26 protein-coding genes are annotated in these 22596 nt (G+C 64.8%); 11 read left to right on the top strand and 15 right to left on the bottom strand.

Annotated elements, in window-relative coordinates; translation table 11 throughout:
* Nucleotides 1-205: 205 nt before the first annotated feature.
* The gene (locus AKL29_RS28855; RefSeq protein WP_028337886.1) at nt 206-1606 is read right to left on the bottom strand and encodes an MFS transporter; all 1401 of its coding nucleotides are present in this window, start codon (nt 1604-1606) and stop codon (nt 206-208) included.
* A 326-nt stretch (nt 1607-1932) separates the two neighbouring features.
* On the opposite strand from AKL29_RS28855, the gene AKL29_RS28850 reads away from it, so the two are divergent.
* The 3 genes from AKL29_RS28850 (at nt 1933) to AKL29_RS28840 (ending at nt 4189) form a co-directional block, all read left to right on the top strand.
* On the top strand, nt 1933-2487 hold the full coding sequence (locus AKL29_RS28850; RefSeq protein ID WP_050386486.1) for a fasciclin domain-containing protein: 555 nt from the start codon (nt 1933-1935) through the stop codon (nt 2485-2487).
* Nucleotides 2488-2666: 179 nt separating this feature from the next.
* A complete protein-coding gene (locus tag AKL29_RS28845) occupies nt 2667-3299 on the top strand; it encodes a cytochrome b/b6 domain-containing protein (RefSeq protein ID WP_028337884.1) in 633 nt (210 codons plus the stop codon).
* Between the two features lie 104 nt (nt 3300-3403).
* Nucleotides 3404-4189 (top strand): molybdopterin-binding protein, encoded by a 786-nt coding sequence (locus AKL29_RS28840; RefSeq protein WP_028337883.1) that lies wholly within the window; start codon nt 3404-3406, stop codon nt 4187-4189.
* Between the two features lie 126 nt (nt 4190-4315).
* Here the strand turns inward: AKL29_RS28840 and AKL29_RS28835 are convergent, their stop codons facing one another.
* Both AKL29_RS28835 and AKL29_RS28830 read right to left on the bottom strand, forming a co-directional pair.
* Nucleotides 4316-5494, bottom strand: a complete 1179-nt coding sequence (locus AKL29_RS28835) for a YbfB/YjiJ family MFS transporter (protein ID WP_244482472.1) — start codon at nt 5492-5494, stop codon at nt 4316-4318.
* A gap of 89 nt (nt 5495-5583) precedes the next feature.
* Entirely contained in the window at nt 5584-6447 is an 864-nt protein-coding gene (locus AKL29_RS28830) for an EamA family transporter (RefSeq protein ID WP_028337881.1), read from the bottom strand.
* A gap of 264 nt (nt 6448-6711) precedes the next feature.
* On the opposite strand from AKL29_RS28830, the gene leuB reads away from it, so the two are divergent.
* Nucleotides 6712-7824 carry a 3-isopropylmalate dehydrogenase gene (gene leuB / locus AKL29_RS28825; protein ID WP_050386484.1) on the top strand — a complete coding sequence of 371 codons (1113 nt, stop codon included), beginning with the start codon at nt 6712-6714 and terminating at the stop codon, nt 7822-7824.
* Between the two features lie 174 nt (nt 7825-7998).
* On the opposite strand, the gene AKL29_RS28820 is transcribed toward leuB, so the two are convergent.
* Complete coding sequence (locus AKL29_RS28820) at nt 7999-8403, bottom strand: hypothetical protein (RefSeq protein WP_050386483.1); 405 nt, start codon at nt 8401-8403, stop codon at nt 7999-8001.
* Between the two features lie 176 nt (nt 8404-8579).
* Entirely contained in the window at nt 8580-9374 is a 795-nt protein-coding gene (locus tag AKL29_RS28815; protein ID WP_050386482.1) for a hypothetical protein, read from the bottom strand.
* A gap of 116 nt (nt 9375-9490) precedes the next feature.
* Here AKL29_RS28815 and AKL29_RS28810 point away from each other — a divergent pair, with 116 nt between their 5' ends.
* Nucleotides 9491-10525, top strand: a complete 1035-nt coding sequence (locus AKL29_RS28810) for an aspartate-semialdehyde dehydrogenase (protein WP_028337877.1) — start codon at nt 9491-9493, stop codon at nt 10523-10525.
* Between the two features lie 38 nt (nt 10526-10563).
* Complete coding sequence (locus AKL29_RS28805; RefSeq protein WP_028337876.1) at nt 10564-11124, top strand: TIGR00645 family protein; 561 nt, start codon at nt 10564-10566, stop codon at nt 11122-11124.
* Nucleotides 11125-11126: 2 nt separating this feature from the next.
* Here AKL29_RS28805 and AKL29_RS28800 read toward each other — a convergent pair whose 3' ends face one another.
* Complete coding sequence (locus tag AKL29_RS28800; RefSeq protein ID WP_028337875.1) at nt 11127-11783, bottom strand: carbonic anhydrase; 657 nt, start codon at nt 11781-11783, stop codon at nt 11127-11129.
* Between the two features lie 141 nt (nt 11784-11924).
* Here AKL29_RS28800 and AKL29_RS28795 point away from each other — a divergent pair, with 141 nt between their 5' ends.
* Nucleotides 11925-12803 (top strand): HpcH/HpaI aldolase/citrate lyase family protein, encoded by an 879-nt coding sequence (locus AKL29_RS28795; RefSeq protein ID WP_028337874.1) that lies wholly within the window; start codon nt 11925-11927, stop codon nt 12801-12803.
* Between the two features lie 346 nt (nt 12804-13149).
* Here AKL29_RS28795 and AKL29_RS28790 read toward each other — a convergent pair whose 3' ends face one another.
* From AKL29_RS28790 to AKL29_RS28780, 3 genes are all read right to left on the bottom strand, one after another.
* The gene (locus AKL29_RS28790) at nt 13150-13941 is read right to left on the bottom strand and encodes a hypothetical protein (protein ID WP_050386481.1); all 792 of its coding nucleotides are present in this window, start codon (nt 13939-13941) and stop codon (nt 13150-13152) included.
* Nucleotides 13942-14034: 93 nt separating this feature from the next.
* Nucleotides 14035-14637 carry a 3-isopropylmalate dehydratase small subunit gene (gene leuD / locus AKL29_RS28785; protein WP_050386480.1) on the bottom strand — a complete coding sequence of 201 codons (603 nt, stop codon included), beginning with the start codon at nt 14635-14637 and terminating at the stop codon, nt 14035-14037.
* 105 nt (nt 14638-14742) lie between these two features.
* On the bottom strand, nt 14743-15141 hold the full coding sequence (locus tag AKL29_RS28780; protein ID WP_050386479.1) for a metallopeptidase family protein: 399 nt from the start codon (nt 15139-15141) through the stop codon (nt 14743-14745).
* A gap of 115 nt (nt 15142-15256) precedes the next feature.
* Between AKL29_RS28780 and AKL29_RS28775 the strand changes: the two genes are divergently transcribed.
* From AKL29_RS28775 to AKL29_RS28765, 3 genes are all read left to right on the top strand, one after another.
* The gene (locus AKL29_RS28775) at nt 15257-15583 is read left to right on the top strand and encodes a hypothetical protein (protein WP_050386478.1); all 327 of its coding nucleotides are present in this window, start codon (nt 15257-15259) and stop codon (nt 15581-15583) included.
* Nucleotides 15584-16133: 550 nt separating this feature from the next.
* Nucleotides 16134-16373 carry a Slp family lipoprotein gene (locus tag AKL29_RS28770; RefSeq protein ID WP_028336272.1) on the top strand — a complete coding sequence of 80 codons (240 nt, stop codon included), beginning with the start codon at nt 16134-16136 and terminating at the stop codon, nt 16371-16373.
* 127 nt (nt 16374-16500) lie between these two features.
* Complete coding sequence (locus tag AKL29_RS28765) at nt 16501-16839, top strand: hypothetical protein (RefSeq protein ID WP_028352299.1); 339 nt, start codon at nt 16501-16503, stop codon at nt 16837-16839.
* Nucleotides 16840-16914: 75 nt separating this feature from the next.
* Here the strand turns inward: AKL29_RS28765 and AKL29_RS28760 are convergent, their stop codons facing one another.
* The gene (locus tag AKL29_RS28760) at nt 16915-17208 is read right to left on the bottom strand and encodes a DUF1330 domain-containing protein (RefSeq protein ID WP_028336273.1); all 294 of its coding nucleotides are present in this window, start codon (nt 17206-17208) and stop codon (nt 16915-16917) included.
* Nucleotides 17209-17366: 158 nt separating this feature from the next.
* Here AKL29_RS28760 and AKL29_RS28755 point away from each other — a divergent pair, with 158 nt between their 5' ends.
* On the top strand, nt 17367-17933 hold the full coding sequence (locus AKL29_RS28755; protein ID WP_050386476.1) for a hypothetical protein: 567 nt from the start codon (nt 17367-17369) through the stop codon (nt 17931-17933).
* Nucleotides 17934-18056: 123 nt separating this feature from the next.
* On the opposite strand, the gene AKL29_RS28750 is transcribed toward AKL29_RS28755, so the two are convergent.
* From AKL29_RS28750 to AKL29_RS28730, 5 genes are all read right to left on the bottom strand, one after another.
* Complete coding sequence (locus AKL29_RS28750) at nt 18057-18266, bottom strand: hypothetical protein (RefSeq protein ID WP_028336275.1); 210 nt, start codon at nt 18264-18266, stop codon at nt 18057-18059.
* A 169-nt stretch (nt 18267-18435) separates the two neighbouring features.
* Nucleotides 18436-19842, bottom strand: a complete 1407-nt coding sequence (gene leuC, locus AKL29_RS28745) for a 3-isopropylmalate dehydratase large subunit (RefSeq protein ID WP_028336276.1) — start codon at nt 19840-19842, stop codon at nt 18436-18438.
* A gap of 344 nt (nt 19843-20186) precedes the next feature.
* A complete protein-coding gene (gene rplS, locus AKL29_RS28740; RefSeq protein WP_028336277.1) occupies nt 20187-20567 on the bottom strand; it encodes a 50S ribosomal protein L19 in 381 nt (126 codons plus the stop codon).
* Nucleotides 20568-20676: 109 nt separating this feature from the next.
* Nucleotides 20677-21438: a tRNA (guanosine(37)-N1)-methyltransferase TrmD gene (gene trmD, locus AKL29_RS28735; protein ID WP_050386475.1), complete on the bottom strand. Its 762-nt coding sequence runs from the start codon at nt 21436-21438 to the stop codon at nt 20677-20679.
* A 9-nt stretch (nt 21439-21447) separates the two neighbouring features.
* A complete protein-coding gene (locus tag AKL29_RS28730) occupies nt 21448-22530 on the bottom strand; it encodes a quinone oxidoreductase family protein (RefSeq protein ID WP_050386474.1) in 1083 nt (360 codons plus the stop codon).
* Nucleotides 22531-22596: the final 66 nt, after the last annotated feature.

The raw sequence follows: 22596 nt of genomic DNA, 5'->3' as shown, positions 1-22596 counted from the left end.
TGCGAAAGCAGGGACCCATAACCACAGGGTCGGATTGTTGGTCGCGCTGTGGCTCCGGCGACGCCCGATAACGGCCGTTCGTGGTTATGGATCCCCGGCTCGCGCGGAGCCTGTCATCGGGAGGCGCTTCGCGCCGACCCGTTGGCTTGGCCGGGACGACAGTGTGCCATTAATCCGCAGTCCGGATTGGCGACTACGCTACGACTCACTCGATGATCTCGTTCAGTTCCTTCCCGGTATGCTCCGGCACGAACAGGAACACGCCGACCGCCATCGCGATCATCAGCACGGGGATGCACAGGAACGACAGCGCGAACGAGCCGGTGTGCTGCTGGAGCGCGATCGAGACGAACGGGAACAGCACGAAGCCGACGAAATAGGCGATCGCCCAGACCACGCCGTTGGCGGCGCCGCGGATCCGGGTCGGGAAGATCTCCGCGGTCAGCGTTGTGCTCGGTCCCCAGAAGCCGAGGAAGCCGAGACACCAGGCGAGCCCGAATGCCCATAGCAGTACGCGGTCCTCGGAATAGACCCAAAGCGTCATGAAGATCGCACCCTCGATCAGGGTGATGATGAAGGTGCGGCGGCGGCCGATCTTGTCGATCAGCCAGCCCACCACGCACAGTCCAAGGAAGCCGCAGAGCCCGTAGAACACGTAGAACAGGCTGTACTCGGCGGTCGACCAGTGCTTCTCGGTCGACAGATACAGCGGCATCCAGGCGCCGACCGTGCCGTAGATGCAGGTCGAGGCGCAGGCGACGAACAGCGCGACAAGCGTGGCGGGCAGCACGTCGGGCATGAACACCTGGCGGATGCCGACTGACTTGGCCTTGCCGAACCAGGCGCTGTCCTCGGCGCTGACCGTGCCGCCGCGCGCCAGCTTCTCCGAGATGCGCCGCTTGCGGTCCTGCGCGCGCACCCAATAGGGCGATTCCGGGCAGGTGGAGCGGATATAGATCGCGAGCAGCGCGATCACGCCGGGCACCATGACAGCGATGCGCCAGCCGAAATTGGCGGCCACCAGGCCCGTGATCGCACCGGCGAGCGTGGCGCCGAGACACCAGGCCGAGCGGGTGATGCTGATGACGCGGCCGCGGAGCCGGGCCGGCCAGGTTTCCGCCACCAGCATCGAGCCGAGCGACCATTCGCCGTTCAGCGCGAAGAACAACAGCGAGCGCGCGATCACGAACACCGCGAAGGTCGGCGACATCGCCGCGACCGGCATCAGAAGCGAGAACAGCGCGATGTTGACGGCGAGCAGCGTGCGGCGACCGTAGCGGTCGGCGAGCCACGGCCAGAAATAAAGCCCGGCGATGCCGACGAACAGCGCGATCTGCATGCCGGAGCGGTATTCCGGCAGGCTCAGCGAAAATTCCTTGATCACCATCGGCGAGATCAGCGCGAAGATCACGCCGTCCATGCCGTCAAAGCCCCAGCCGAGCGCGTTGGCGGTGGCGATGTGCCAATGCGTTTTCGTGATCTCGGTCGTGTCCGCAACCGCGCGGTAGTTGGCGTATTGCAGGTGCTTCTGCTCGAGCGGACCGACGTCGCTGCTTGCATCGTTCACCGCAGGTGCGGCGTGGTCGTCAGCCGTGATGCTGCTCATGCTGCCTCCCCGCGGCCGCTTTCTGCGAAGCCGTGCCGCAACCTCAAGCTGAACCAATCGAAGAGCAGCGGCAAGCAAATTGCTCGCGGCAGCGCACGCGTCCATTCCGCTGAATGGAATGCCTGGCGGGTTGCGCGAAGCGTCGCGCGTACGCAGCGCGCGCCGCTCGGTTTCAACAATCACAAAGAATTATTTCCGGAAACCGTCCGGAAAACCTGCCGTAGCTCGGCCAACGACGACGCACTCATCAACCAGGACGCGCCGTTGTTGCCCCTTCAACGCCGGCGAAGCCTCGCCGGTCGGCCTACTCATCGGGAGACGAAACCATGTCGAAGCGTATTGCCTATCTCGCCGCCGCCGCCTTCAGCGCGCTTGCGATCACGTCCACTGTCGTGGCGCCGGTCCGCGCCGAGGAAAAGACCGTGATGGTCGGCGGCGCCGCGATGTTCCCGTCGAAGAACATCGTGCAGAACGCCGTCAACTCGAAGGACCACACCACGCTCGTCGCCGCGGTGAAGGCTGCGGGCCTGGTCAGCACGCTGGAAGGCAAGGGCCCGTTCACGGTGTTCGCGCCGACCAATGCCGCGTTCGGCAAGCTGCCGGCCGGAACCGTCGACAGCCTCGTCAAGCCCGAGAACAAGGCGACGCTGACCAAGATCCTCACCTACCATGTGGTGCCGGGCAAGCTCGAGGCCTCCGACCTTACCGACGGCAAGAGGCTGAAGACCGCCGAGGGCGAGGAGCTGACCGTCAAGAAGCAGGACGGCAAGGTCTGGATCGTCGATGCCAAGGGCGGCAGCTCGATGGTGACGATTTCCAACGTCAACCAGTCGAACGGCGTCATCCATGTGGTCGACACCGTGCTGATGCCGGCGACGTAACACCCGACGGCCCGATTTGGTCCCAAACGCCTTACGAAACCGCGAGCCGGCGCCTCGCCCCGGCTCGCATTTTTGTGACCATGTGAAGCAGCCTATATCAAACTGATGATGCCTGCCCCCGTAACGGAACGCCGGTTCCGGGCGTATAACCCGGTAACGACCACGAGCAGAGATATCCCATGACGAGCCTTGCCGTCAGCGACCACCAGGCAGAGACCGCGACACCCGCGAAGGCGATCCAGCCGGTCTGGGTGCGCATGGTGCACTGGATCAACGCCTTCGCGATGATCCTGATGATCATGTCCGGCTGGCAGATCTACAACGCCTCGCCGCTGTTCGGCTTCACCTTCTCGCGGAGCATCACGCTCGGCGGCTGGCTCGGCGGTGCGCTGCTCTGGCATTTCGCCGCGATGTGGCTGCTGATGGTCAACGGCCTGGTCTATCTGGCGCTGGGTTTCGCCACCGGCCGCTTCCGCAAGAAGCTGCTGCCGATCACCCCGGGCGGCGTGATTGCCGATACCAAGGCGGCGCTGACCTTCAAGCTGTCGCATGACGATCTCAGCAAATACAATTCGGTGCAGAAGCTGCTCTATGCCGGCATCATCGTGGTCGGCGTCGTCATCGTGCTGTCCGGCCTGTCGATGTGGAAGCCGGTGCAGCTGCATTGGCTGGTGTCGCTGTTCGGTGGCTACGATTTCGCCCGCTATGTTCATTTCACCTGCATGGCGCTGATCGTCGCCTTCCTGGTGATCCATGTCGCGCTCGCGCTGCTGGTGCCGAAGAGCCTGCGCGCCATGATCATCGGACGCTAAAGTGCGATGAGATCGTCATCGCGCTTTAGCTTCTTGTTTCTTGAGCATGATCTTTTCGGAAAACCGCTTCGCACTTTTCCGGATCATGCTGTAGGAGGTCTGTCATGGGTCGTCTCCGCAAGCTCCTGATCCCCGGTGTCGACAAGAAGCTGCTCGTGCGCGATGCGGTGAAGACGATGCCGGAGCTGACGCGCCGTCGCTTCATCACGACGGGCACCAGCCTCGGCGCGCTAACGCTGCTCACCGGGTGCGACGTGGTCGATTCATCGTCGGCCGAGGAAATGCTGAAGCAGGTCTCGAAGTTCAACGACGCCGTGCAGGCCTGGATGTTCAATCCGGATGCGCTGGCGCCGACCTTCCGCGAGAGCATGATCACCAAGCCGTTCCCGTTCAACGCCTATTACGATCTCGACGACGCGCCTGAGATTGCGGCAGCGGACTGGAAGCTCGAAGTGCGCGGGCTGGTCGAGAACAAGAAGTCTTGGACGCTCGACGAATTGTACAAGCTGCCGCAGGTCAAGCAGGTGACGCGCCACATCTGCGTCGAGGGCTGGAGCGCGATCGGTAGCTGGACCGGCACGCCGTTGCGCGATTTCCTCAAGCTGGTCGGTGCTGACACCCGTGCCAAATATGTCTGGTTCCAGTGCGCCGACAAGGACGGCTACAACTCGCCGCTCGACATGCGCTCGGCGCTGCATCCGCAGACCCAGATGACGTTCAAATTCGCCGACGAGATCCTGCCGCGCGCCTACGGCTTTCCGATGAAGATCCGGGTCCCGACCAAGCTCGGCTTCAAGAACCCGAAATACGTGCTCTCGATGGAAGTCACCAACGATTACAAGGGCGGCTACTGGGAAGACCAGGGCTACAATTCGTTCAGCGGGAGTTAGCCGTCGTCCCGGCGAAAGCCGGGACCCATACTCCGCGGCCGAGGGAATAGCTACGAGGGGAGACGCTTCCTTCCATCACAACCAGCTGTGGTTATGGGTCCCGGCCTTCGCCGGGACGACGCAGGCTTACGGCCCGACCTTCCTCTGAAACGCCGACAGCAGCGCGCCGAGCGCGAGCATCGCGGCCGAGACGTTCAACGCAAATGACAGGCTGCCGACCGCGTCGGTGATGGCGCCGACCACGATCGGTCCGAGCGTCTGGCCGATGCCGAACGCGATGGTCATCGCCGCGATTGCGGTCGGCCAGGATTGCGGCGGGTAGTTGAAACGCACGAAGGCGGTGGTCGAGCCGACCACGGCGAAGAAGGCGACGCCGAACACCAGCGCCGAGATCGCCAGCAGCAGCGGCGAATGCCCGAAGATCGGCAGGCTGGCGCCGAGCGCGTTGACGCCGAGGATGATGGTGGTGGCGAGCCCGCCGCGGTCGAGCGCCAGCACCCGCCCCCAGACCCAGGGCGTCACGAATGCGCTGACGCCGATCAGGCTCCAGAACGCGCTCTGTGCAGCCGCACCGCCGCCGCCGTCGCGGACATAGGCGATCATGAAGGTCAAGTAGGCGATGTAACCAGCGCCGAACAGGAAGTAGGCGGCGAGGTAGATCAGGACCGGCATGACAGCGAATTGGGTCCGCACGATGCCGCCGGCGGCGCTGTTCGCGTGGAGCGGCGCCAGCATCAGGGGCACGGTCATGATCGCGGAAAGCAGCGTCATCGCCCACCACACGATCCACCACGAGCCGGCGCCGAAACCCTGCAGCACGAAGGGCGCGATCAAGCCCGATGCGAGGATGCCGACGCCCGGTCCGGCATAGAACAGGCTGAGCAGGAAATTCGCGCGTTCGGGTCGCGATTGCGCGATGGTCGCCGCGAGCGCGCCGCCGCCGACAAAGCCGATCGCGGCGGCGAAGCCGACCAGCAGGCGGGCAAAGCTCAGCACCACGAAATTGCCCGTGAGGGCGCAAAGCGCCAGCGACAGCGCGCAGGCCAGCGTCGACCAGCGCACCGATGCGGCAAGTCCGAAGCGTTCGATCAGGCGCGAGGCGAGCAGCGCGCCGACCAGATAGCCGGCGGCATTGATCGTGTTCATGAAGCCGGCGGCCGAATACGACCAGGCCAGCGAGTCGCGCATGTCGGGCAGCACCAGCGAATAGGCAAATCGGCCGATGCCGAGACCGACCGTCGGTGCGAGCGACAGAATAAGGATCAGCCGCGCGGGATGCGGGTAGGACGGGGCGGGGGCTCTCACAATTCACTCCGGCAATGCGGCCATTGTGACAGGCCGCGGCGGCGCTGCCCAGCGCCGATGCCCGCAACACTGTCTTGCGTATCAGGCAATCAGGCGATCAGGACCAGCGCAACGCCGATCACGGTCAGCAGGGTGCCGCCGACGATCCGCGCCGTGATCTCGACATGCTTGAGCATCATCGCGCTCATCACCACGGTGACCAGCGGATAGATCGCGGCGAGCGGCGCCACCAGCGTGATCGGGCCGTTGCGGACCGCGGCGAACAGGCTGAGCGCGCTGAGCCCGTTGCTGATCCCGGTCAGCGCGAACCAGAATCGGCCCTCGCGCGGCGCCTGCACCATGAAGCTGCCCTTGCGGACCCGTTGCACGGTCAGCACCACCAGCGAGGACATGACATAGCCGACCAGGCAGGCCCATAGCGGGCTCGGCCAGATCGCAAGGCCGAGCTTGGCGATCGGCGGCACGATGCCGCGCACCAGCGCGCTCGCGAGCGGCAGCAGCAGCGCCCAGCTGCGCCAATGGCCGAGGCCGCGCGGCCTCGTCACGGTGATGATGGCGGCGCCCGCGACCGCGACGACGAGGCCGATGAGCTGCTGCGGCAGCAAGGGCTCGTGCAGCAGCACCACGGCGGCGGTGACCGCAAACAGCGGTGCCAGATTGCCCAGCGTCGAGGTGATGACCGGCCCCAGCGCCCGGTTCGACGCAAAGGTCAGGAGCGTCAGCGAGGCCGGGAAGAACAGCCCGATCGCTATGAAGATCGGCAGTGCGCGCCAGACCACCGGCTCGCCATGCAGGATCAGCGGCGACAGCACCAGGAATAGCAGGGTGAAAGAGGGTACGCTGATCGCGGCGCCCGACAGCGGCTCGACGGTGCGCAGGCCAAGCTGCGCCAGCACCACCCCGGCGCCGAGGAAAATGGCCGAGGCGAAGGCGTAGACGATGGCTGCGGTCATGGGATCCGTCTTGTTGGCTTCTGAAGGCGCGGGTTGCCCGTTGGGACCATTCTGGGCCGATCCGGGGTGCCTTGCCAATCCGGCTCCGGCGTTTTAGCACTCCGGCCGGATTTCCCCCGCTCGTCGTGCCCGGGCTCGACCCGGGCATCCATCCATCTTCAGAGAGACCTTTCGAAGCGGGATGGATTGCCGGGTCATCTGTGCGAGGACGCGCTTCGCGCTCTTGCCCGGCAACGACAACAACGATTAGCTCGAGGTAACACCATGGCGACCCATAAACTGCTGCTTCTCCCCGGCGACGGCATCGGCCCCGAAGTGATGGCCGAGGTGCAGCGCCTGATCGACTGGCTGAATGCGCAGGGCATCGCGAAGTTCGAGACCGAGCAGGGCCTGGTCGGCGGCTCCGCCTATGACGCCCACAAGGTATCGATCTCCGAGGGCGACATGGCCAAGGCGACGGCGGCGGACGCCGTGATCTTCGGCGCGGTCGGCGGTCCAAAGTGGGACGGCGTGCCCTATGAGGTCCGCCCCGAGGCCGGCTTGCTGCGGCTGCGCAAGGATCTCGGCCTGTTCGCCAATCTGCGTCCGGCGGTGTGCTACCCGGCGCTCGCCGAGGCCTCGAGCCTGAAGCGCGACGTGGTCGAGGGCCTCGACATCATGATCGTGCGCGAGCTCACCGGCGGCGTCTATTTCGGCGAGCCGAAAACCATCACCGATCTCGGCAACGGCCAGAAGCGCGCGATCGACACCCAGGTCTACGACACCTACGAGATCGAGCGTATCGGCCGCGTCGCCTTCGACCTGGCGCGTAAGCGCCGCAACAAGGTGACGTCGATGGAGAAGCGCAACGTCATGAAGTCGGGCGTGCTCTGGAACGAGGTCATGACGGCGGTTCACGCGCGCGAATACAAGGACGTCACGCTGGAGCACCAGCTCGCCGATTCCGGCGGCATGAACCTGGTCAAGGCGCCGAAGCAGTTCGACGTCATCGTGACCGACAATCTGTTCGGCGACATGCTGTCCGACATCGCGGCGATGCTGACCGGCTCGCTCGGCATGCTGCCGTCGGCCTCGCTCGGCGAAGTCGACTCGAAAACGAAGAAGCGGCGCTCGCTGTTCGAGCCGGTGCACGGCTCGGCGCCCGACATCGCGGGCAAGGGCCTCGCCAACCCGATCGCGATGATCTCGTCATTCGGCATGGCGCTGCGCTATTCCTTCGACATGGGCGAACTTGCCGACAAGGTCGATGCCGCGATCGCGGCCGTGCTCGCCAGCGGCCTGCGCACCGCCGATATCAAGTCGGAAGGCACCACGCCGGCCAGCACGAGCCAGATGGGCGAGGCGATCCTGAAGGAATTGCAGAAGCTGCACGCGTGACAGCTCTGCCGTCATTCCGGGGCGATGCGAAAGCATCGAACCCGGAATCTTGAGATTCTCAGATGCGCAATTGCGCATCTGCGGTCTGGTCCTTCGGACCATCCCGGAATGACAGCGAATAAAAAATGCCCGGCCGGAGCCGGGCATTTTCGTATCGGCTGTTGGCCGAAATTCTCAGTACAGCGGGAAATTCCGCGGATAGCCGCCGAGATCGGCCGGCGGGCTGAGCGGCTGGCGATCGATCGGGCGGTTGTTGTTCTCGCGCGCGAACGTGGGATAACCGATCTCCGGCGGATAGGCGTAGTCGTTGAACTTGCGGTCGCCCGGCAGCACTTCGGTGCCGGCGTCGAGCCAGGAGCGCGTGGTGACGTAAACGCGGGTGCGCGGACCCTGCTGATAGACACGGTTCGGACCTTGGGCGCCGTAATAGCGGCGGCCGTCGCTGTCATACTGCTCCTGCTGCTTGCGCTTGGCCGGGCTCTGCGCGCTGGCCGCGGTCATGCCGAACGCGGTTGCGGTGACGGCAGCCGCGGCAAGCAACACCACGAGCTTGTTCGCGGCAGGGAATTTCAAGGTCATCGCATCCTCGTCATTACGGCCCCATCGGGGCTGGCGCGTCCGCCAAAATCACTCGGAACACATTGTAGCCATGGTGGGGAGGTCGTCACTAGGTCAATTGCGCCACACCGGCTGAGATAATGCGTGTCCAAGCGCAAAAGTTTCATGAAAACCAGTGCCTTGCCACGGTCTCGCCATCAAAGGGCGCCGCGCAGGCGTGGGTTCTCGCTGCCCATGACCCAGTCGGCCGACAGGGCGGGCGCGCCGGAGGTAACGCAGTCGGTGCGCTTGAGCTCGGCATGCGCGAACAGGGCGGCGAGCCGCGGATCGTTGCCCGCGGCCAGCAGGGTCAGGCGGTTCAGCATGCAGACGATCGCGGCGCGCCGGGCCGGCAGGCTGGCGCCCTGGCAGGTCCAGCCGGAGATCCGGAGGTCAGGCGCGTCGGCCTGCTTGAGGAAGCTGAGGCAGGCGCGGTCGCCGTCCTGCCGCGCCGGGCGCAGCAGGGTGACGCTGCCGAACTTGCTGTCGACGATGCCGGCAGCCTCGAGCTCGCGGACGCCGCTCGGGTCGAGCCGCCCGGCAATCTCGGTGACCGCGGGCCCCATGGCCTCGCCGCCGGGGCGATAGATTTCCAGCTCGGCGACCGCTGCACCGGTGGCATCGGCCCAGCGGAAGACGTCCTTGCGGCCGCCCTCGGGGTGCCGGAGGATCTCGTAAGTCTCTGTTTTATCTCGAAGATCGATCCGGCTCACGGCAAAGGCCGGCGCCGTGCGGCCGGCCGGGCTCCAGCCTGCGGCGGCAGGGGCCGCCATCGCCGTTGCGTCGGGCAGTTGCTTCCATAGATAGTTGCCGAGGACGACGAACAGCGCGAGCACGGCGACATAGGCGAACAGCCGGGAGAGCGTGGCGTACACCTCGTCGACGAAGCTCGTCAGTGCTGACGGAATTCTCGTATGATGGGGCGCGGCCGGATCGGCCCGAAATAAACGCATCAAAACGCTCAAAAGCTACGCAACGTTGTCTTGACGGGGTTTCTCGCATAGAAGCGCTGCCTCTTCCCTTTCCGCAGCTGGCGGGGGAACGGGCATTTTTCGTCGGAGAGTGAACGATGGGTTACAAAGTCGCGGTGGTCGGAGCGACCGGCAATGTCGGGCGCGAAATGCTCAACATTCTCGACGAGCGCAAATTCCCCGCCGACGAGGTCGTCGTGCTGGCCTCGCGCCGCAGCGTCGGCATCGAGGTTTCCTATGGCGACCGTACGCTGAAGGTGAAGGCGCTCGAGCACTATGACTTCTCCGACATTGACATCTGCCTGATGTCGGCTGGCGGCTCGGTCTCCAAGGAATGGTCGCCCAAGATCGGCGCCGCCGGCGCGGTCGTGATCGACAACTCCTCGGCCTGGCGCATGGACCCGGACGTGCCGCTGATCGTGCCGGAGGTCAACGCGGATGCGACCGCCGGCTTCACCAAGAAGAACATCATCGCCAACCCGAACTGCTCGACCGCGCAGCTCGTGGTCGCGCTGAAGCCGCTGCACGACAAGGCGACGATCACGCGCGTCGTGGTCTCGACCTATCAATCGGTGTCGGGCGCCGGCAAGGACGCGATGGACGAATTGTTCTCGCAGACCAAGGCCGTCTACACCAATGACGAGCTGGTCAATAAGAAGTTTCCGAAGCGCATCGCCTTCAACGTCATTCCTCAGATCGACGTCTTCATGGAAGACGGCTACACCAAGGAAGAGTGGAAGATGATGGCGGAGACCAAGAAGATCCTCGATCCGAAGATCAAGCTCGCCGCGACCTGCGTGCGCGTGCCGGTCTTCGTCGGTCACTCCGAAGCCGTCAATGTCGAGTTCGCCAATCCGATCACGCCGGACGAGGCGCGCGACATCCTGCGCCGCGCGCCAGGCTGCCTCGTGATCGACAAGCACGAGCCGGGCGGCTACGTCACGCCCTATGAGGCGGCCGGCGAGGACGCGACCTATATCAGCCGCATCCGCGAGGACGCGACGGTGGAGAACGGCCTGTCGTTCTGGTGCGTGTCGGACAACCTGCGCAAGGGCGCGGCGCTCAATGCCGTGCAGATCGCCGAAGTCCTGATCAACCGCAAGCTGATCACCGCCAAGCAGAAGGCGGCATAAAAGCTGCCGCGGGAATACGGTGTCAGGAAGCGCGTGGCATGGCGGAAGCGGAACAACCGGGGACCTATCGGCCCAATCCGACGCTGAAGCGGATTGAACGTCGTTTCGAGAACCTGCTGTTCAACAGCCGCTGGCTGATGGCGCCGTTCTATTTCGGCCTCGTCATCAGCCTCGCGGCGTTGCTGTTCAAGTTCTGCATGGAGCTGTGGCACTTCATCCTGCATGTGCCGGATGCCAAGGAATCCGACATCATTCTCGGCGTGCTGGCGCTGATCGACATCTCGCTGACCGGCAATCTGATCCTGATCGTGGTGTTCTCGGGCTACGAGAACTTCGTCTCGAAAATCGATCCGGAAGGGCATCCGGATTGGCCGGACTGGATGACCAAGGTCGATTTCGGCGGCTTGAAGCAAAAACTGCTCGCCTCGATCGTCGCCATCTCGGCGATTCAGGTGCTGAAGGCGTTCATGAACCTCGATACCGCGTTCGATCCCAGCAAGCTCGCCTGGCTGGTCGGCGTGCACCTGGTATTCGTGGTGTCGTCTTTCATGCTCGCGATCTCCGACCGCTGGGGCAGCGGCCATCACGGCAACGAGTAGATCTACTCGCCCGATTTCAGCTCGTCGCGGACGCTGATGAATTCCTTCGCGACCCGGTCGAGCACGAACAGCGAGCCCTCGGCGACGCCGAAATAGGCGCCGTGCAGCTGCATCTCGCCGCTCTCGACGCGTTCGCGCACGAACGGGAAGGTCATCAGGTTCTCCAGCGAGCGGAACACCGCGGCCTTCTCGATGCGGGTGACGAAGTCCTGCATGGTCTCATGGTCGCGCTGCTCGACGACCTCGCCTGGCTTGATGAACATCTGCATCCATTTGCCGATGAAGTCGCCCGGCGTGAGCGGCTTGATCTTGTCGACGAAGGCGCGGATGCCGCCGCACTGGGCATGGCCCAGCACCACGATATTCTTCACCTTCAAAACGGTCACGGCATATTCCAGCGCGGCCGAGACGCCGTGGGCGTTGCTGTCGGGCTGATAGACCGGAACCAGATTGGCGATGTTGCGGACCACGAACAATTCACCGGGGCCGGCGTCGAAGATCACCTCCGGCGAGACGCGGGAGTCGCAGCAGCCGATCACCATGGTCTCGGGAAACTGGCCGCGCTCCGAGAGGTCCCGGTAGCGCGACTGCTCGGTCGGTAGTCGCTGGGTCGCGAACGTCCGGTAGCCGTCGATCAATTGTTTCGGAAAGAATTTCATGGCCTCTGGCTAACCACATGCGGGTAACGGGAACAAGACTTTCGGCGCGTGGCCTGAGATGATACGGCAGCCTTGAAGAATGGTTCCCGCCCGATGCCCAAACAATGGACACCGGCGCCCGAGCCCCTCAGGAGAATGTCGATGACCCGTCCGCGCCGCAGCCTGTTGTTCATGCCGGGATCGAATGCACGGGCGCTGGAAAAGGCCCGGACGCTGCCGGCTGACGGCATTATCCTCGACCTTGAGGATTCGGTCGCCCCCGACGCCAAGGCCACAGCCCGCGAGCAGATCGCCACGGCGGTCGCGGCCAAGGGCTTTGGCAAGCGCGAGGTCCTGATCCGCATCAACGCGCTCGACACGCCCTGGTGGGTCGACGACATCGGCATGGCCGGCAAGGCGCAGCCGGATGGCATTCTGGTTCCCAAGATTTCGACCGTCGACGATCTCAACGCCGTCGCCGATCGCCTCAGCGACATCAATGCGCCCGCCTCGATCCGGGTCTGGGCGATGATCGAGACCGCGCGCGCGGTGCTCGACGCCGACAAGCTGGCCGCGGCATCGAAGGATTCCGAAACCAGGCTCGCCGGCTTCGTGTTCGGGCCGAACGACATTGCGCGTGAGACCCGGATCCGGATGAAGCCGGGCCGCGCGGCGATGATCCCGATGATCACGCATTGCATCCTGGCGACCCGCGCGCACGGCCTCGAGATCCTCGACGGGCCCTACAGCGACATCAGCAATGTCGACGGCTTCGCCGAGGAATGCGCGCAGGGCCGCGATCTCGGCTTCGACGGCAAGACGCTGATCCATCCGAGCCACATCGATGCCTGCAACGCGATCTTCACGCCGCCGGAGGCCGAGGTCGCCGAGGCGCGCAAGATCATCGCCGCCTTCGAAAAGCCGGAGAACGCCTCGCGCGGCGCGATCCAGCTCGACGGCCGCATGGTCGAGCGCCTGCACGCCGAGATGGCCAAGCGCACCATCGCGATCGCCGACGCGATCGCGGCGATGGGGCATTAATTCCACCCTCCCCTGGAGGGCAGGGCAATTGCATTTGAATGAACCGATTCTTCCGCGCCGTCATGGCCGGGCTTGTCCCGGCCATCTACGTCTTTTCTTTGCGTGGAAACGAAGACGTGGATGCCCGGGCCCGGGCATGACGAGTTTGTGGGAACTCCGATTGCCTCAAACGGCCATATGCGATTGCCCTCCCCTGGAGGGGGAGGGTCGGATCGCGTCGAGCGTAGCGAAATGCGAGCCGGGGTGGCGTGATCTCTCAACACGAGCAGAGTATGCGTGGAGAGACTGTCACCCACCCCGCCGCTCACTTCATTCGCGTCGACCCTCCCCCTCCAGGTGAGGGTGATTATCGCGCCCCAAACCTCTCCGCCGCCCACGCGTAGAGACTGCCCGGGATCGGCGCCTCCTTGCCGCGTCCTTTCGGCGAGATGTGCAGGCCGATGATCCCGGGATCGTTCAGGTAGCGCGAAAAATCCGACGGCTCGAAGAACAGCTTTGGCTCGGCATGCACGGCGTAGAACGATCGCTTCGGCAGCGCGTGCTGCAATTCGCCTGCGCGGCGCGCCAGCGCGGTGAGCGCCGCCGGGCCGTAGATCGCGACACGGATGTCGGCGAGGCGGTTGGATTTGCCGCGCAGCCGGCGCATCGCAAAGGTCAGGCGGTGGCGCAGCGCCAGCCAGTCCGGGATCAGCTCGTCCTGCTGCATCAGCGCCTCGAACGCGCGCACGATCGGATCGTCGGGCGGCAGATACAGCACGGAGTTGCCGAGCTGCCGCGGCCGCTCCCAGGCAAAGTAGGGCTTTGCCAGGTCGAGCTGGACGCCCTTCAGCAGCAGCACGTCGGCGTCGAGCCAGAGACCGGCGCGCCGCGCCATCAGCCGCATGCGGAAGAAGTCGCTGAACTGCAGCATGGTCCAGTCGCGCCACGAGCCGTCGGGCTGCGCCGGGCGCAGCTTCTCCGCGAACGAGTGCGGCAGCACGGCTTCGGCTTCGGCATTGCCGATACCGTCGGGCAGGCCGGGAATCGGATCGAAGCTGTAGACGGTGACCTTGTGCCCCGCCGCCGCCTGCGAGCGCAGGCAGGTCTGGCGCAGCGCGTCCATCGAGCCGTGCCAGAAGGTGACGATGTCAGGCAGCATGCGCGTTAGCTATCAGCGGGTTTGCGGCGAGCGAATTTGGCAAAGAAAAGCCCCGGCGCCTGACGGCACCGGGGCACGATGATGCGCTGAGCCTCAAGCCCAGGCGCGTTCCCTAAGCTTGGTCTCGTAGCTGTCGATCGAGGTCTTCTTCTCCATCGTCAGGCCGATGTCGTCGAGGCCGTTGATCAGGCAGTGCTTGCGGAACGGGTCGATCTCGAACTTGACCTTGCCGCCGTCGGGACCGCGGATCTCCTGGTTGGGGAGGTCGATGGTCAGCGTCGCGTTGGCGCCGCGCTCGGCGTCGTCGAACAGCTTGTCGAGGTCCTCCTGCGACACGCGGATCGGCAGGATGCCGTTCTTGAAGCAGTTGTTGTAGAAGATGTCGCCGAACGAGGTCGAGATCACGCAGCGGATGCCGAAGTCGAGCAGCGCCCAGGGCGCGTGCTCGCGGCTCGAGCCGCAGCCGAAATTGTCGCCGGCGACCAGCACCTTCGCGTTGCGATAGGCGGGCTGGTTGAGGACGAAATCGGGGTTCTCGCTGCCGTCATCCTTGTAGCGCTGCTCGGAGAAGAGCCCCTTGCCAAGGCCGGTGCGCTTGATGGTCTTGAGGTACTGCTTCGGAATGATCATGTCGGTGTCGACATTGATGATCTTCAGCGGCGCCGCAACGCCTTCCAGCGTGGTGAACTTGTCCATCGGTGCTCTTCCCGGGCAAAAAATAGCGGATATCGGCCGGATGTTTATCGCGAATGTGACAGCGGTAAAAGGGCCATTTCTGCAGGGCTGGAGCCCTTTTCCGTTTTAGTCCGCATCGGCCTCAATCGCCTCCATATCGGCATCGGAGAGGCCGAAATGGTGCCCGATCTCATGGATCAGCACGTGGCGGATGATGTGGCCGAGGGTCTCGTCGTGCTCCGCCCAGTAATCCAGGATCGGCCGGCGGTACAGCCAGACCAGGTTGGGCAGCCGGGCCACGTCGCCATGGCTCTGCTGCGGCAGGCCGATGCCGTGAAACAGGCCGAGCAGGTCGAACTCGCTCTCGGCCTGCATCTCGTCGAGCACCTCGTCGGTCGGAAAGTCGTCGACGCGGATGATCAGGCCCTCGCAGAGGGCCCGGAACGTCTTGGGCAGGCGCTCGAAAACCTCGTGCGCCATGGCCTCCATCTCGGCGAGCGAGGGGGCTTTTTCTGTGGTCCACATGACACTCCTTTAGCGCGAGTGCTATCGGCGGCGCCAGCGCAGTTGACCTTGGCGGCGCAATGGGAGACCGTGCCGCCCACGAATGGGGCTCAAGAATCGAGCTTGGGTGGGCGTAATGAAACGAATCGTGGCGGCAGCGCTGTTGGCTGTAGCAGTCGGGCTCTCGCTCCCGGCGACAGAGGTGCAGGCTCAGAGCGCGGCGGCTGAGGCGCGCGTCGGCGAGGCGGCACCGGTCGCGCGCGCGCGCGTCGTGGAGCGCCGCCGGCTGAAGCGGGTGCCGATCTACCGGTCGCAGCCCGATCATTGGGAACCCGATGTCATCCCGCGCTACAACCCCGGTCCGAACGCCGTGCGCGACTGCACCGCGACCTATGTGCAGGAGCACCGGCCGAGCGGTACCGTGATCACGCCGCGCATGAACTGCTTCTGGCGGCCGGGCTAGTTGCGCATACGTCGGCGCGTCGCGCCGATCATCGCAACAGCCGCGATCAATCCTGTCGTTCCATAGACCACCGCCGCCATCAGCATCTGCATGAGATGGCTCGCGGTCCCCATGCCGCCGCCCGGTCGCGAGCGCGACATCGGCGAGCATGATGGAACCGCTCAGCGCCGCGAGGGCTGTTCGAAGCAGCCACCTCCGTGTGCTTGTTTGTGTCGCGGCAATCTCCTGCAACGGACAGAACGCCAGATACGACCATCGTCTATGTCGTTTGCATACGAACGCGAAAAATCGCACGGAGTGCCGGAACCTGATCGCGCCAGCAGCATTCATGTTCGTGGCGCAGTCATTCACTTCCCATTCACGTCGTCTGCATTCTGCTAGCGATCTGCGTCGCGGCAACGGGGTCGATTCGAAAGCTCGAGCGTTTTCCAGCGGAGCCTGTCCCGCGTGTGATGCGGGATGGACACCGGTTCGCGTGAGGAAAGCGCATCAAGCAGAGGTTCGAGTCGTCGTTGCAAGACGTGACTTAAAGGGATCAAGGAGACAATTCATGAAGGCGATGAAGGTTCTGGGGCTCGCGGCTGTCGGTGCCGTGTTGGTGTTGGCGGCGCCGGCCGAGCGTGCAAGCGCGATGTCGCTCGCCACGCCGGGTACAGCCGCAACGGTTCAGGACGACGCGAACCAGGCGACCACGCAGGTACGCTGGGGCGGGCGCGGCTGGCATCGTGGCTGGCATCGCGGACATCACCGCGGCTGGGGCTGGGGGCATCGTCGCCACTGGCGCCGTTGATCGCGCGGCGTATCAGCGCAGTTGAGACACAGGCCCGTGAGCAGCGGGCCTGTTGTCGTTCTCAGCCATCAAACCAGCAGATTCAGCCACGCGAGATGATATCCATCGCAATCTGCAGGAGTTGATCATGATGAGATGGATCGGTGTTGCGGCTGTCGCGTGTGCATTCGCGTTGACGGCGCCGGCATCGGCAACCGCCGCGGCATCAGCCACGCCGCAGGCCGCGGCACCACAGCGGCAAGCGGGCAAGGCGACTGATATCAGCGCGCAGCGCCATCATCACCACTACCATCGTCGCTACTATCACCGCGGCTACCGTCCCTATTACCGTCCGTATTATCGGCCCTATTCCTACTATCGTCCGTACGGCTCCTATTATTACGGGCGGCCTTATTACTATCGGCCGTACCCCTATGCTGCGCCGGCGCCATTCACTTTCGGCTTCGGGTTCGGCCCGTTCTGGTGATGCGTGCAGTCGCGCAATGCGCGACACCAGCGCTGCAACGAGAGAGCAACTCCGATCGGAGCTGCTCCGTCCGTCTCAGGGCGCGAAGCCCTTCGCCAGCAGCACAATGCCTTGCGCACCCGCCTTGCGATCCCTCGAGATCTCGACATATTCGGGCGATTCCGACCATGCACGGAATGCGGCTTCGTCAGGGAATGACATCAGCACCAGCTTGTCGCGATCCCAGCTGCCCTCGAGCACCGCGGGCCGTTCGTCGGCCGACAGCAGGCGTCCGTTGAACTTCCTGAACACGTCGAAGAAGCGCGCCTGATACCGATCATAGGCGGCGCGATCGGTCATCTTGAGTTGCACGATCACATAGACAGTCACTGACGTTTCTCCCGGACGTTTCGCCGCAGCGTTTTGCGCGTTCATGGCGCATTCACGTCGGCATTTCTAGCGTCATGCCGGGAGCGACTGCAATGAACGCAATGAAACCGGCTGCCGAGCAGCGTGGTGCTCATTGCCGTTGTCAGGGAGGTTCAGAGATGAGGGAGAGCTATTTGCGGCGCGGATTGGTGCGCCGTCTCGGCGTTGCGGCGGCCGCGGTCTTCGCATTGTCGGTCGCTTCGCAGCAGCGCGCCGAAGCGCTGTCGCTGGTGAGCCCGGGCGCCGCGCCCGCGGCAAAGTCTGCGGCCGATGCCATGACGACCCAAGTCCGGCATGGCGGTGGCGGCCATGGCAGCGGCGGTTTTCATGGCGGCGGCTTCCGCGGTGGTGGATTCCACGGCGGCGGATTTCACGGCCGCAGCTTCCATGGTGGCGGCTTCCGCGCCGCGCCGGCGTTCCATGGCGGCTATCGCTATGGCGGCTTCCATCGCCATTATGGTGGCTACCACCGCTTCTACGGCGGCGGTTACCGCTACGGCTATCGGCCCTATTACCGCCGGCACTTCTATCACCGGCGCTTCTTCTACGGATCGTCCTACTATTACCCGGCCTACTATCATCACCGCCGTTGCCGGGTGGTCTGGACCTATTACGGTCCGCGCCGGATCTGCCGGCCGTGGTGGCACCATCGCCACTACTGGCGGCCGTACCGGGTCTATTGGTAAAGTTTGAAATGACAGCGGGCCCCACGGCGCCCGTCTTGCTGGGTCCCTCTCTTTGCGCGCTGGAGCGTGTTCGAGCAAAGTGCGCGCCGGTTCGCGTGAAGAAAACGCGTCAAGAAAGGGGCGTTAATCCCAGTTCTTCAGCTTCCAGGACTTTATCTTCCACGGCGTCAGGTTTTCCATCCGCCATTGCGTCCAGCGCTCCGGCGGCCAGTGGCTGAGGCGCGAGGTTTCCTTCCCCTCGGGAAGCGGATCGATGATGCGCGCCACGGCACGACGGCGCTTCTGGCGCGTCGCGTCGCTGATCATGTCGACGAATTCGGGTTTATCGGCCACGGCACGCGCTCCTTGCGAAGGCTGGTTTTCGCAAGGAGGCAGTGTGCGTGCGCCCCGTTAACGAGCCGTTTCCGAAACGGCTCGAGCTTGAGACGAAGCAATAGCGTTTTCGAGCGAAGTGGCCCGGTTCGCGTGAAGAAAACGCGGCAAAGAGAATCTGGCGCTTGCCCTAGCGCCAGTCGCGGACGTCGACGAAGTGTCCGGCGATCGCGGCGGCCGCGGCCATCGCGGGCGACACCAGATGGGTGCGGCCCTTGAAGCCCTGGCGGCCCTCGAAGTTGCGGTTCGAGGTCGAGGCGCAGCGCTCTTCCGGCTTCAGCTTGTCCGGGTTCATCGCTAGGCACATCGAGCAGCCCGGCTCGCGCCAGTCGAAGCCGGCCGCAATGAAGATCTTGTCGAGGCCTTCGGCTTCCGCCTGCTCCTTCACGATGCCCGAGCCTGGCACGATCATCGCGTTGACATTGGCGTTGACGGTCTTGCCCTCGGCGATCTTCGCAGCGGCGCGCAGATCCTCGATGCGGCCGTTGGTGCAGGAGCCGATGAAGACGCGGTCGAGCTTGATGTCGGTGATCTTCGTGCCGGCGGACAGGCCCATATATTTCAGCGCGCGATGCTTGGAGATGCGCTTGGCCTCGTCCTCGATCTTGTCCGGATCGGGGACGAAGCCGGTCACCGAGATCACGTCCTCAGGGCTCGTGCCCCAGGTGACGATCGGCGGCAGCTTGGCGGCGTCGAGCCGGATCTCGTGGTCGAAATGCGCGCCCTCGTCGGAGCGCAGCGTCTCCCAGTAGCGCATCGCGGCGTCCCAGGCGGCGCCCTTCGGCGCCTTCGGGCGGCCGCGCAGGAAATCGAACGCCTTCTGGTCGGGCGCAACCAGGCCGGCGCGCGCGCCGCCTTCGATCGACATGTTGCAGACCGTCATGCGGCCTTCCATCGAGAGCGCACGGATCGCCTCGCCGGCATATTCCAGCACGTAGCCGGTGCCGCCGGCGGTGCCGATCTCGCCGATGATCGCCAGGATGATGTCCTTGCCGGTCACGCCTTCGGGCAACTTGCCGTCGACGATCGCGCGCATGTTCTTGGCCTTCTTCTGGATCAGCGTCTGCGTCGCCAGCACATGCTCGACCTCGGAGGTGCCGATGCCGTGCGCGAGCGCGCCGAACGCGCCATGCGTCGAGGTGTGGCTGTCACCGCAGACGATGGTAGTGCCGGGCAGCGTAAAACCCTGCTCCGGGCCGATGACGTGAACGATGCCCTGGCGCTTGTCGAACTCGTTGTAATACTCGATGCCGAACTCCTTGGCGTTCTCCGCCATCACCCGCATCTGCTCGATGCTTTCAGGATCGGGGTTCGGCTTCGAACGATCGGTGGTCGGGATGTTGTGGTCGACGACGGCGAGCGTCTTCTCGGGCGCGTGCACCTTGCGGCCGGCGGCGCGCAGCCCTTCGAACGCCTGCGGCGAGGTCACCTCGTGCACTAGGTGGCGATCGATATAGAGCAGGCAGGTGCCGTCGTCGGCCTCGTGGACCAGATGGTCGTTCCAGATCTTGTCGTACAGCGTGGTCGGTTTGGACATGAGCTTCAGCTCCAGAAGAAATTCAGTGGTGGGATGGCATGAGCGCGTCTTAAGCGCGCGAGCAGGCGAAAGCGTCCAGGCAGCGTTACGCTGCGCTTCTAAGCTCAGACGTTGCCGACGTTGCAAAGCGCCCGAAGAAGCGGCCGGGCAGCCGCGAGCGATCGTCAATCACGACGCGCTGGCAGGGCTGGCTTGCTTGATCCGGAACCATTCTAAATTTCTAACACAGGGCTCGCGCCCGCGACAATCGATCCATGCGCGGGCCTGCAAGTCAGATAAATATGCCGCAACAAAAAAGCGCGGGGCAGGCCCCGCGCTTTTGGTCACATCCCCTGAGGGAAACGTTACTCGCCGACGGCGGTCTGGCGGTCCTGCTTCTCGACGATGCGGGCCGACTTGCCGCGCAGGTTGCGCAGATAATAAAGCTTGGCGCGACGAACCTTGCCGCGACGCACGACCTTGATCGAGTCGATCATCGGCGACATCACCGGGAAGACGCGCTCGACGCCTTCGCCGTAGGAGATCTTGCGCACGGTGAAGCTCTCGTTGAGGCCCTGACCGGAGCGACCGATGCAAACGCCCTCATAGGCCTGCACGCGGGTGCGCTCGCCTTCGACCACCTTCACGTTGACGATGACGGTGTCGCCGGGTCCGAATTCCGGGATTTCCTTGGTGGCGGCGAGCTTGTCGAACTGCTCTTTTTCGAGCTGCTGAATAAGGTTCATTGAAATCTCCATCGGCGGCGCGCCCAGCCTTTCGCGGGCTGCGCAAACGTCCATCTATCCTGCGCGGGTGCGGATTTGGCCGCCCGTATAAGGCAAAGCGCAGGGTTTGTCACCCGTCTGTCGTGTTTTTTGTCCGGCGCGGAGCGGCTTTTTGGCCGGCCTTGCGGGCCCAGAGATCGGGCCGCCGGACCGCCGTCAGGGCCTCGGATTGGGCCAGTCGCCATGCCGCGACCTTAGCGTGATCGCCGGAAATCAGGATTTCCGGGATTTGCCGGCCCTCGAACTCCTGCGGGCGAGTGTATTGAGGGTATTCCAGTAGTCCTTCGGAAAAGCTTTCCTCGGTTCCCGAGGCCTGCTTGCCCATCACCCCCGGCAGCAGGCGGACGCAGGCGTCGATCAGGGCCATCGCGGCGATTTCGCCGCCGGACAGCACATAATCGCCGATCGAGACCTCCTCGAGGCCTCGCGCCTCGATCACCCGCTGGTCGATGCCCTCGAAGCGGCCGCAGACGATCAGGGGGCCGGGCCCGGCCGCCAGCTCCGCGACCTGGGTCTGGGTCAATGGCCGACCGCGCGGGCTCATCAACAGGCGCGGACGGTCAGGCACGATATCGGCGGCGTCGATCGCCGCCGCCAGCACATCGGCCCGCAGCACCATGCCCGGACCGCCGCCGGCCGGCGTGTCGTCGACGCTGCGGTGCTTGTCGGTGGCCGAGGCCCGGATGTCGCGCGCCTCCAGCGCCCAGAGTCCGCCAGCCAGCGCCTTGCCGGCCAGGCTCACGCCGAGCGGCCCCGGAAAAATGTCCGGGAACAGGGTCAGCACGGTGGCGCGCCAGAGTGTCGCCTGGGCCGGTGTCTCTTGCGATGTCATGGCCTCTGGTTACGGCACCACGGCCGTGAGGTCGAGGCTCTGCATCATCGCGGCCGCATCCACTGCGCGGCGGAAGTCGGCGAGCTTGAAGGTCGCGACGTTGATCTTGCGCAGGTCCAGCAGGCCTTCGGCGGCAAGGCCGGCGAGCTGGCCTGGTGCCGTGCGGTCGTACATGAACTGCCCGACCACCTCCCAGTCATTGGCCAGCATCTCCCGGAACGAGAGTTCGAGCGGCACCTCGGCGCTACCCATCAGCACCATCCGGCCGCCACGCCTGAGCGCGCGCAGAGAGGACAGTGTGGTCGAGGTGCTCTTGGCGGCGCCGAGCAGATCGAGCGCAACATCGGCGGTGCCGCCGGCGGCGCGGCGGATGACCGCAAGGTCGGCTGCCGCATCGCCGCTGACGACGGCGGGAATGACGCGCGGGCCGAACGCGTCGCGCAACTGCTCGAGCGCGGCTTCCTTGCGTCCGACGGCGACGACGCGGCCCGCGCCCATCGCGACCGCGAGCATCACGCCGCCCGAACCGAAATAGCCGGTCGCGCCGTTGACGATGATGGTCTGCCCGCCGCGCAGGCCAGAGCGCTGCAATCCGCCGAACGGCACGATCAGTTTTGCGAGCCCGATCAGCTCGGCGGCCGGCTTGTCGTCGAGATTGGCAAGCGGCGTGACGCAGGCGGCCGGCCAGTGCGCGATCTCGGCGAACACGCCGTCGCGCCAGCGCGCCTGCAGTGCGAACGCCTCCGGCGTCGTCACCGTGGCGGTGAGGCCGATCAGGATCTGCGGCGGATCGCGATCCGGCACGTCGCCGCGCAGATGCGGGCTGAGGAACACGCGGTCGCCGCCCCGCACATGCGTGACGTTCTCGCCCGCGGCGACGACGCGCGCGATCGCGTTGGTGCCCGGCACGAACGGCATCGGCGGCAGGCTGTAGGGCAGCGCGCCCGACAGAAGCTTGTTGGTGTAGGACAGCACCATGCCGGCCTCGATCCGCACCACGACGCCGTCGGGCGCAGGCCTCGGCGTCGCAACATCCTCGAAGCGCAGATCGTTGTGGGCGTGCAGCCGCCAGGCCTTGTGCGTGCTTGTCATTGTTGTCCTCCGTGGCACCATTGCTTAGGTAACCCGGATGGAGCGAAGCGCAATCCGGGCACAGCG

This window comes from Bradyrhizobium pachyrhizi (assembly GCF_001189245.1).
GTDB classification, from domain to species: domain Bacteria; phylum Pseudomonadota; class Alphaproteobacteria; order Rhizobiales; family Xanthobacteraceae; genus Bradyrhizobium; species Bradyrhizobium pachyrhizi.
This window is presented reverse-complemented; position numbering and strand designations above follow the sequence as displayed.

What these genes read in the sequence shown, in the direction of transcription:
- AKL29_RS28810 (WP_028337877.1), top strand. Translation starts at nt 9,491, where the DNA reads ATGGGTTACAAAGTCGCGGTGGTCGGAGCGACCGGCAATGTCGGGCGC.
- AKL29_RS28815 (WP_050386482.1), bottom strand. Translation starts at nt 9,374, where the DNA reads ATGCGTTTATTTCGGGCCGATCCGGCCGCGCCCCATCATACGAGAATT.
- AKL29_RS28820 (WP_050386483.1), bottom strand. Translation starts at nt 8,403, where the DNA reads ATGACCTTGAAATTCCCTGCCGCGAACAAGCTCGTGGTGTTGCTTGCC.
- AKL29_RS28755 (WP_050386476.1), top strand. Translation starts at nt 17,367, where the DNA reads ATGAGGGAGAGCTATTTGCGGCGCGGATTGGTGCGCCGTCTCGGCGTT.
- leuB (WP_050386484.1), top strand. Translation starts at nt 6,712, where the DNA reads ATGGCGACCCATAAACTGCTGCTTCTCCCCGGCGACGGCATCGGCCCC.
- AKL29_RS28850 (WP_050386486.1), top strand. Translation starts at nt 1,933, where the DNA reads ATGTCGAAGCGTATTGCCTATCTCGCCGCCGCCGCCTTCAGCGCGCTT.
- AKL29_RS28840 (WP_028337883.1), top strand. Translation starts at nt 3,404, where the DNA reads ATGGGTCGTCTCCGCAAGCTCCTGATCCCCGGTGTCGACAAGAAGCTG.
- AKL29_RS28790 (WP_050386481.1), bottom strand. Translation starts at nt 13,941, where the DNA reads ATGCTGCCTGACATCGTCACCTTCTGGCACGGCTCGATGGACGCGCTG.
- trmD (WP_050386475.1), bottom strand. Translation starts at nt 21,438, where the DNA reads ATGACATCGCAAGAGACACCGGCCCAGGCGACACTCTGGCGCGCCACC.
- rplS (WP_028336277.1), bottom strand. Translation starts at nt 20,567, where the DNA reads ATGAACCTTATTCAGCAGCTCGAAAAAGAGCAGTTCGACAAGCTCGCC.
- AKL29_RS28780 (WP_050386479.1), bottom strand. Translation starts at nt 15,141, where the DNA reads ATGTGGACCACAGAAAAAGCCCCCTCGCTCGCCGAGATGGAGGCCATG.
- AKL29_RS28775 (WP_050386478.1), top strand. Translation starts at nt 15,257, where the DNA reads ATGAAACGAATCGTGGCGGCAGCGCTGTTGGCTGTAGCAGTCGGGCTC.
- AKL29_RS28800 (WP_028337875.1), bottom strand. Translation starts at nt 11,783, where the DNA reads ATGAAATTCTTTCCGAAACAATTGATCGACGGCTACCGGACGTTCGCG.
- AKL29_RS28830 (WP_028337881.1), bottom strand. Translation starts at nt 6,447, where the DNA reads ATGACCGCAGCCATCGTCTACGCCTTCGCCTCGGCCATTTTCCTCGGC.
- AKL29_RS28770 (WP_028336272.1), top strand. Translation starts at nt 16,134, where the DNA reads ATGAAGGCGATGAAGGTTCTGGGGCTCGCGGCTGTCGGTGCCGTGTTG.
- AKL29_RS28805 (WP_028337876.1), top strand. Translation starts at nt 10,564, where the DNA reads ATGGCGGAAGCGGAACAACCGGGGACCTATCGGCCCAATCCGACGCTG.
- AKL29_RS28795 (WP_028337874.1), top strand. Translation starts at nt 11,925, where the DNA reads ATGACCCGTCCGCGCCGCAGCCTGTTGTTCATGCCGGGATCGAATGCA.
- leuC (WP_028336276.1), bottom strand. Translation starts at nt 19,842, where the DNA reads ATGTCCAAACCGACCACGCTGTACGACAAGATCTGGAACGACCATCTG.
- AKL29_RS28845 (WP_028337884.1), top strand. Translation starts at nt 2,667, where the DNA reads ATGACGAGCCTTGCCGTCAGCGACCACCAGGCAGAGACCGCGACACCC.
- leuD (WP_050386480.1), bottom strand. Translation starts at nt 14,637, where the DNA reads ATGGACAAGTTCACCACGCTGGAAGGCGTTGCGGCGCCGCTGAAGATC.
- AKL29_RS28855 (WP_028337886.1), bottom strand. Translation starts at nt 1,606, where the DNA reads ATGAGCAGCATCACGGCTGACGACCACGCCGCACCTGCGGTGAACGAT.
- AKL29_RS28730 (WP_050386474.1), bottom strand. Translation starts at nt 22,530, where the DNA reads ATGACAAGCACGCACAAGGCCTGGCGGCTGCACGCCCACAACGATCTG.
- AKL29_RS28765 (WP_028352299.1), top strand. Translation starts at nt 16,501, where the DNA reads ATGATGAGATGGATCGGTGTTGCGGCTGTCGCGTGTGCATTCGCGTTG.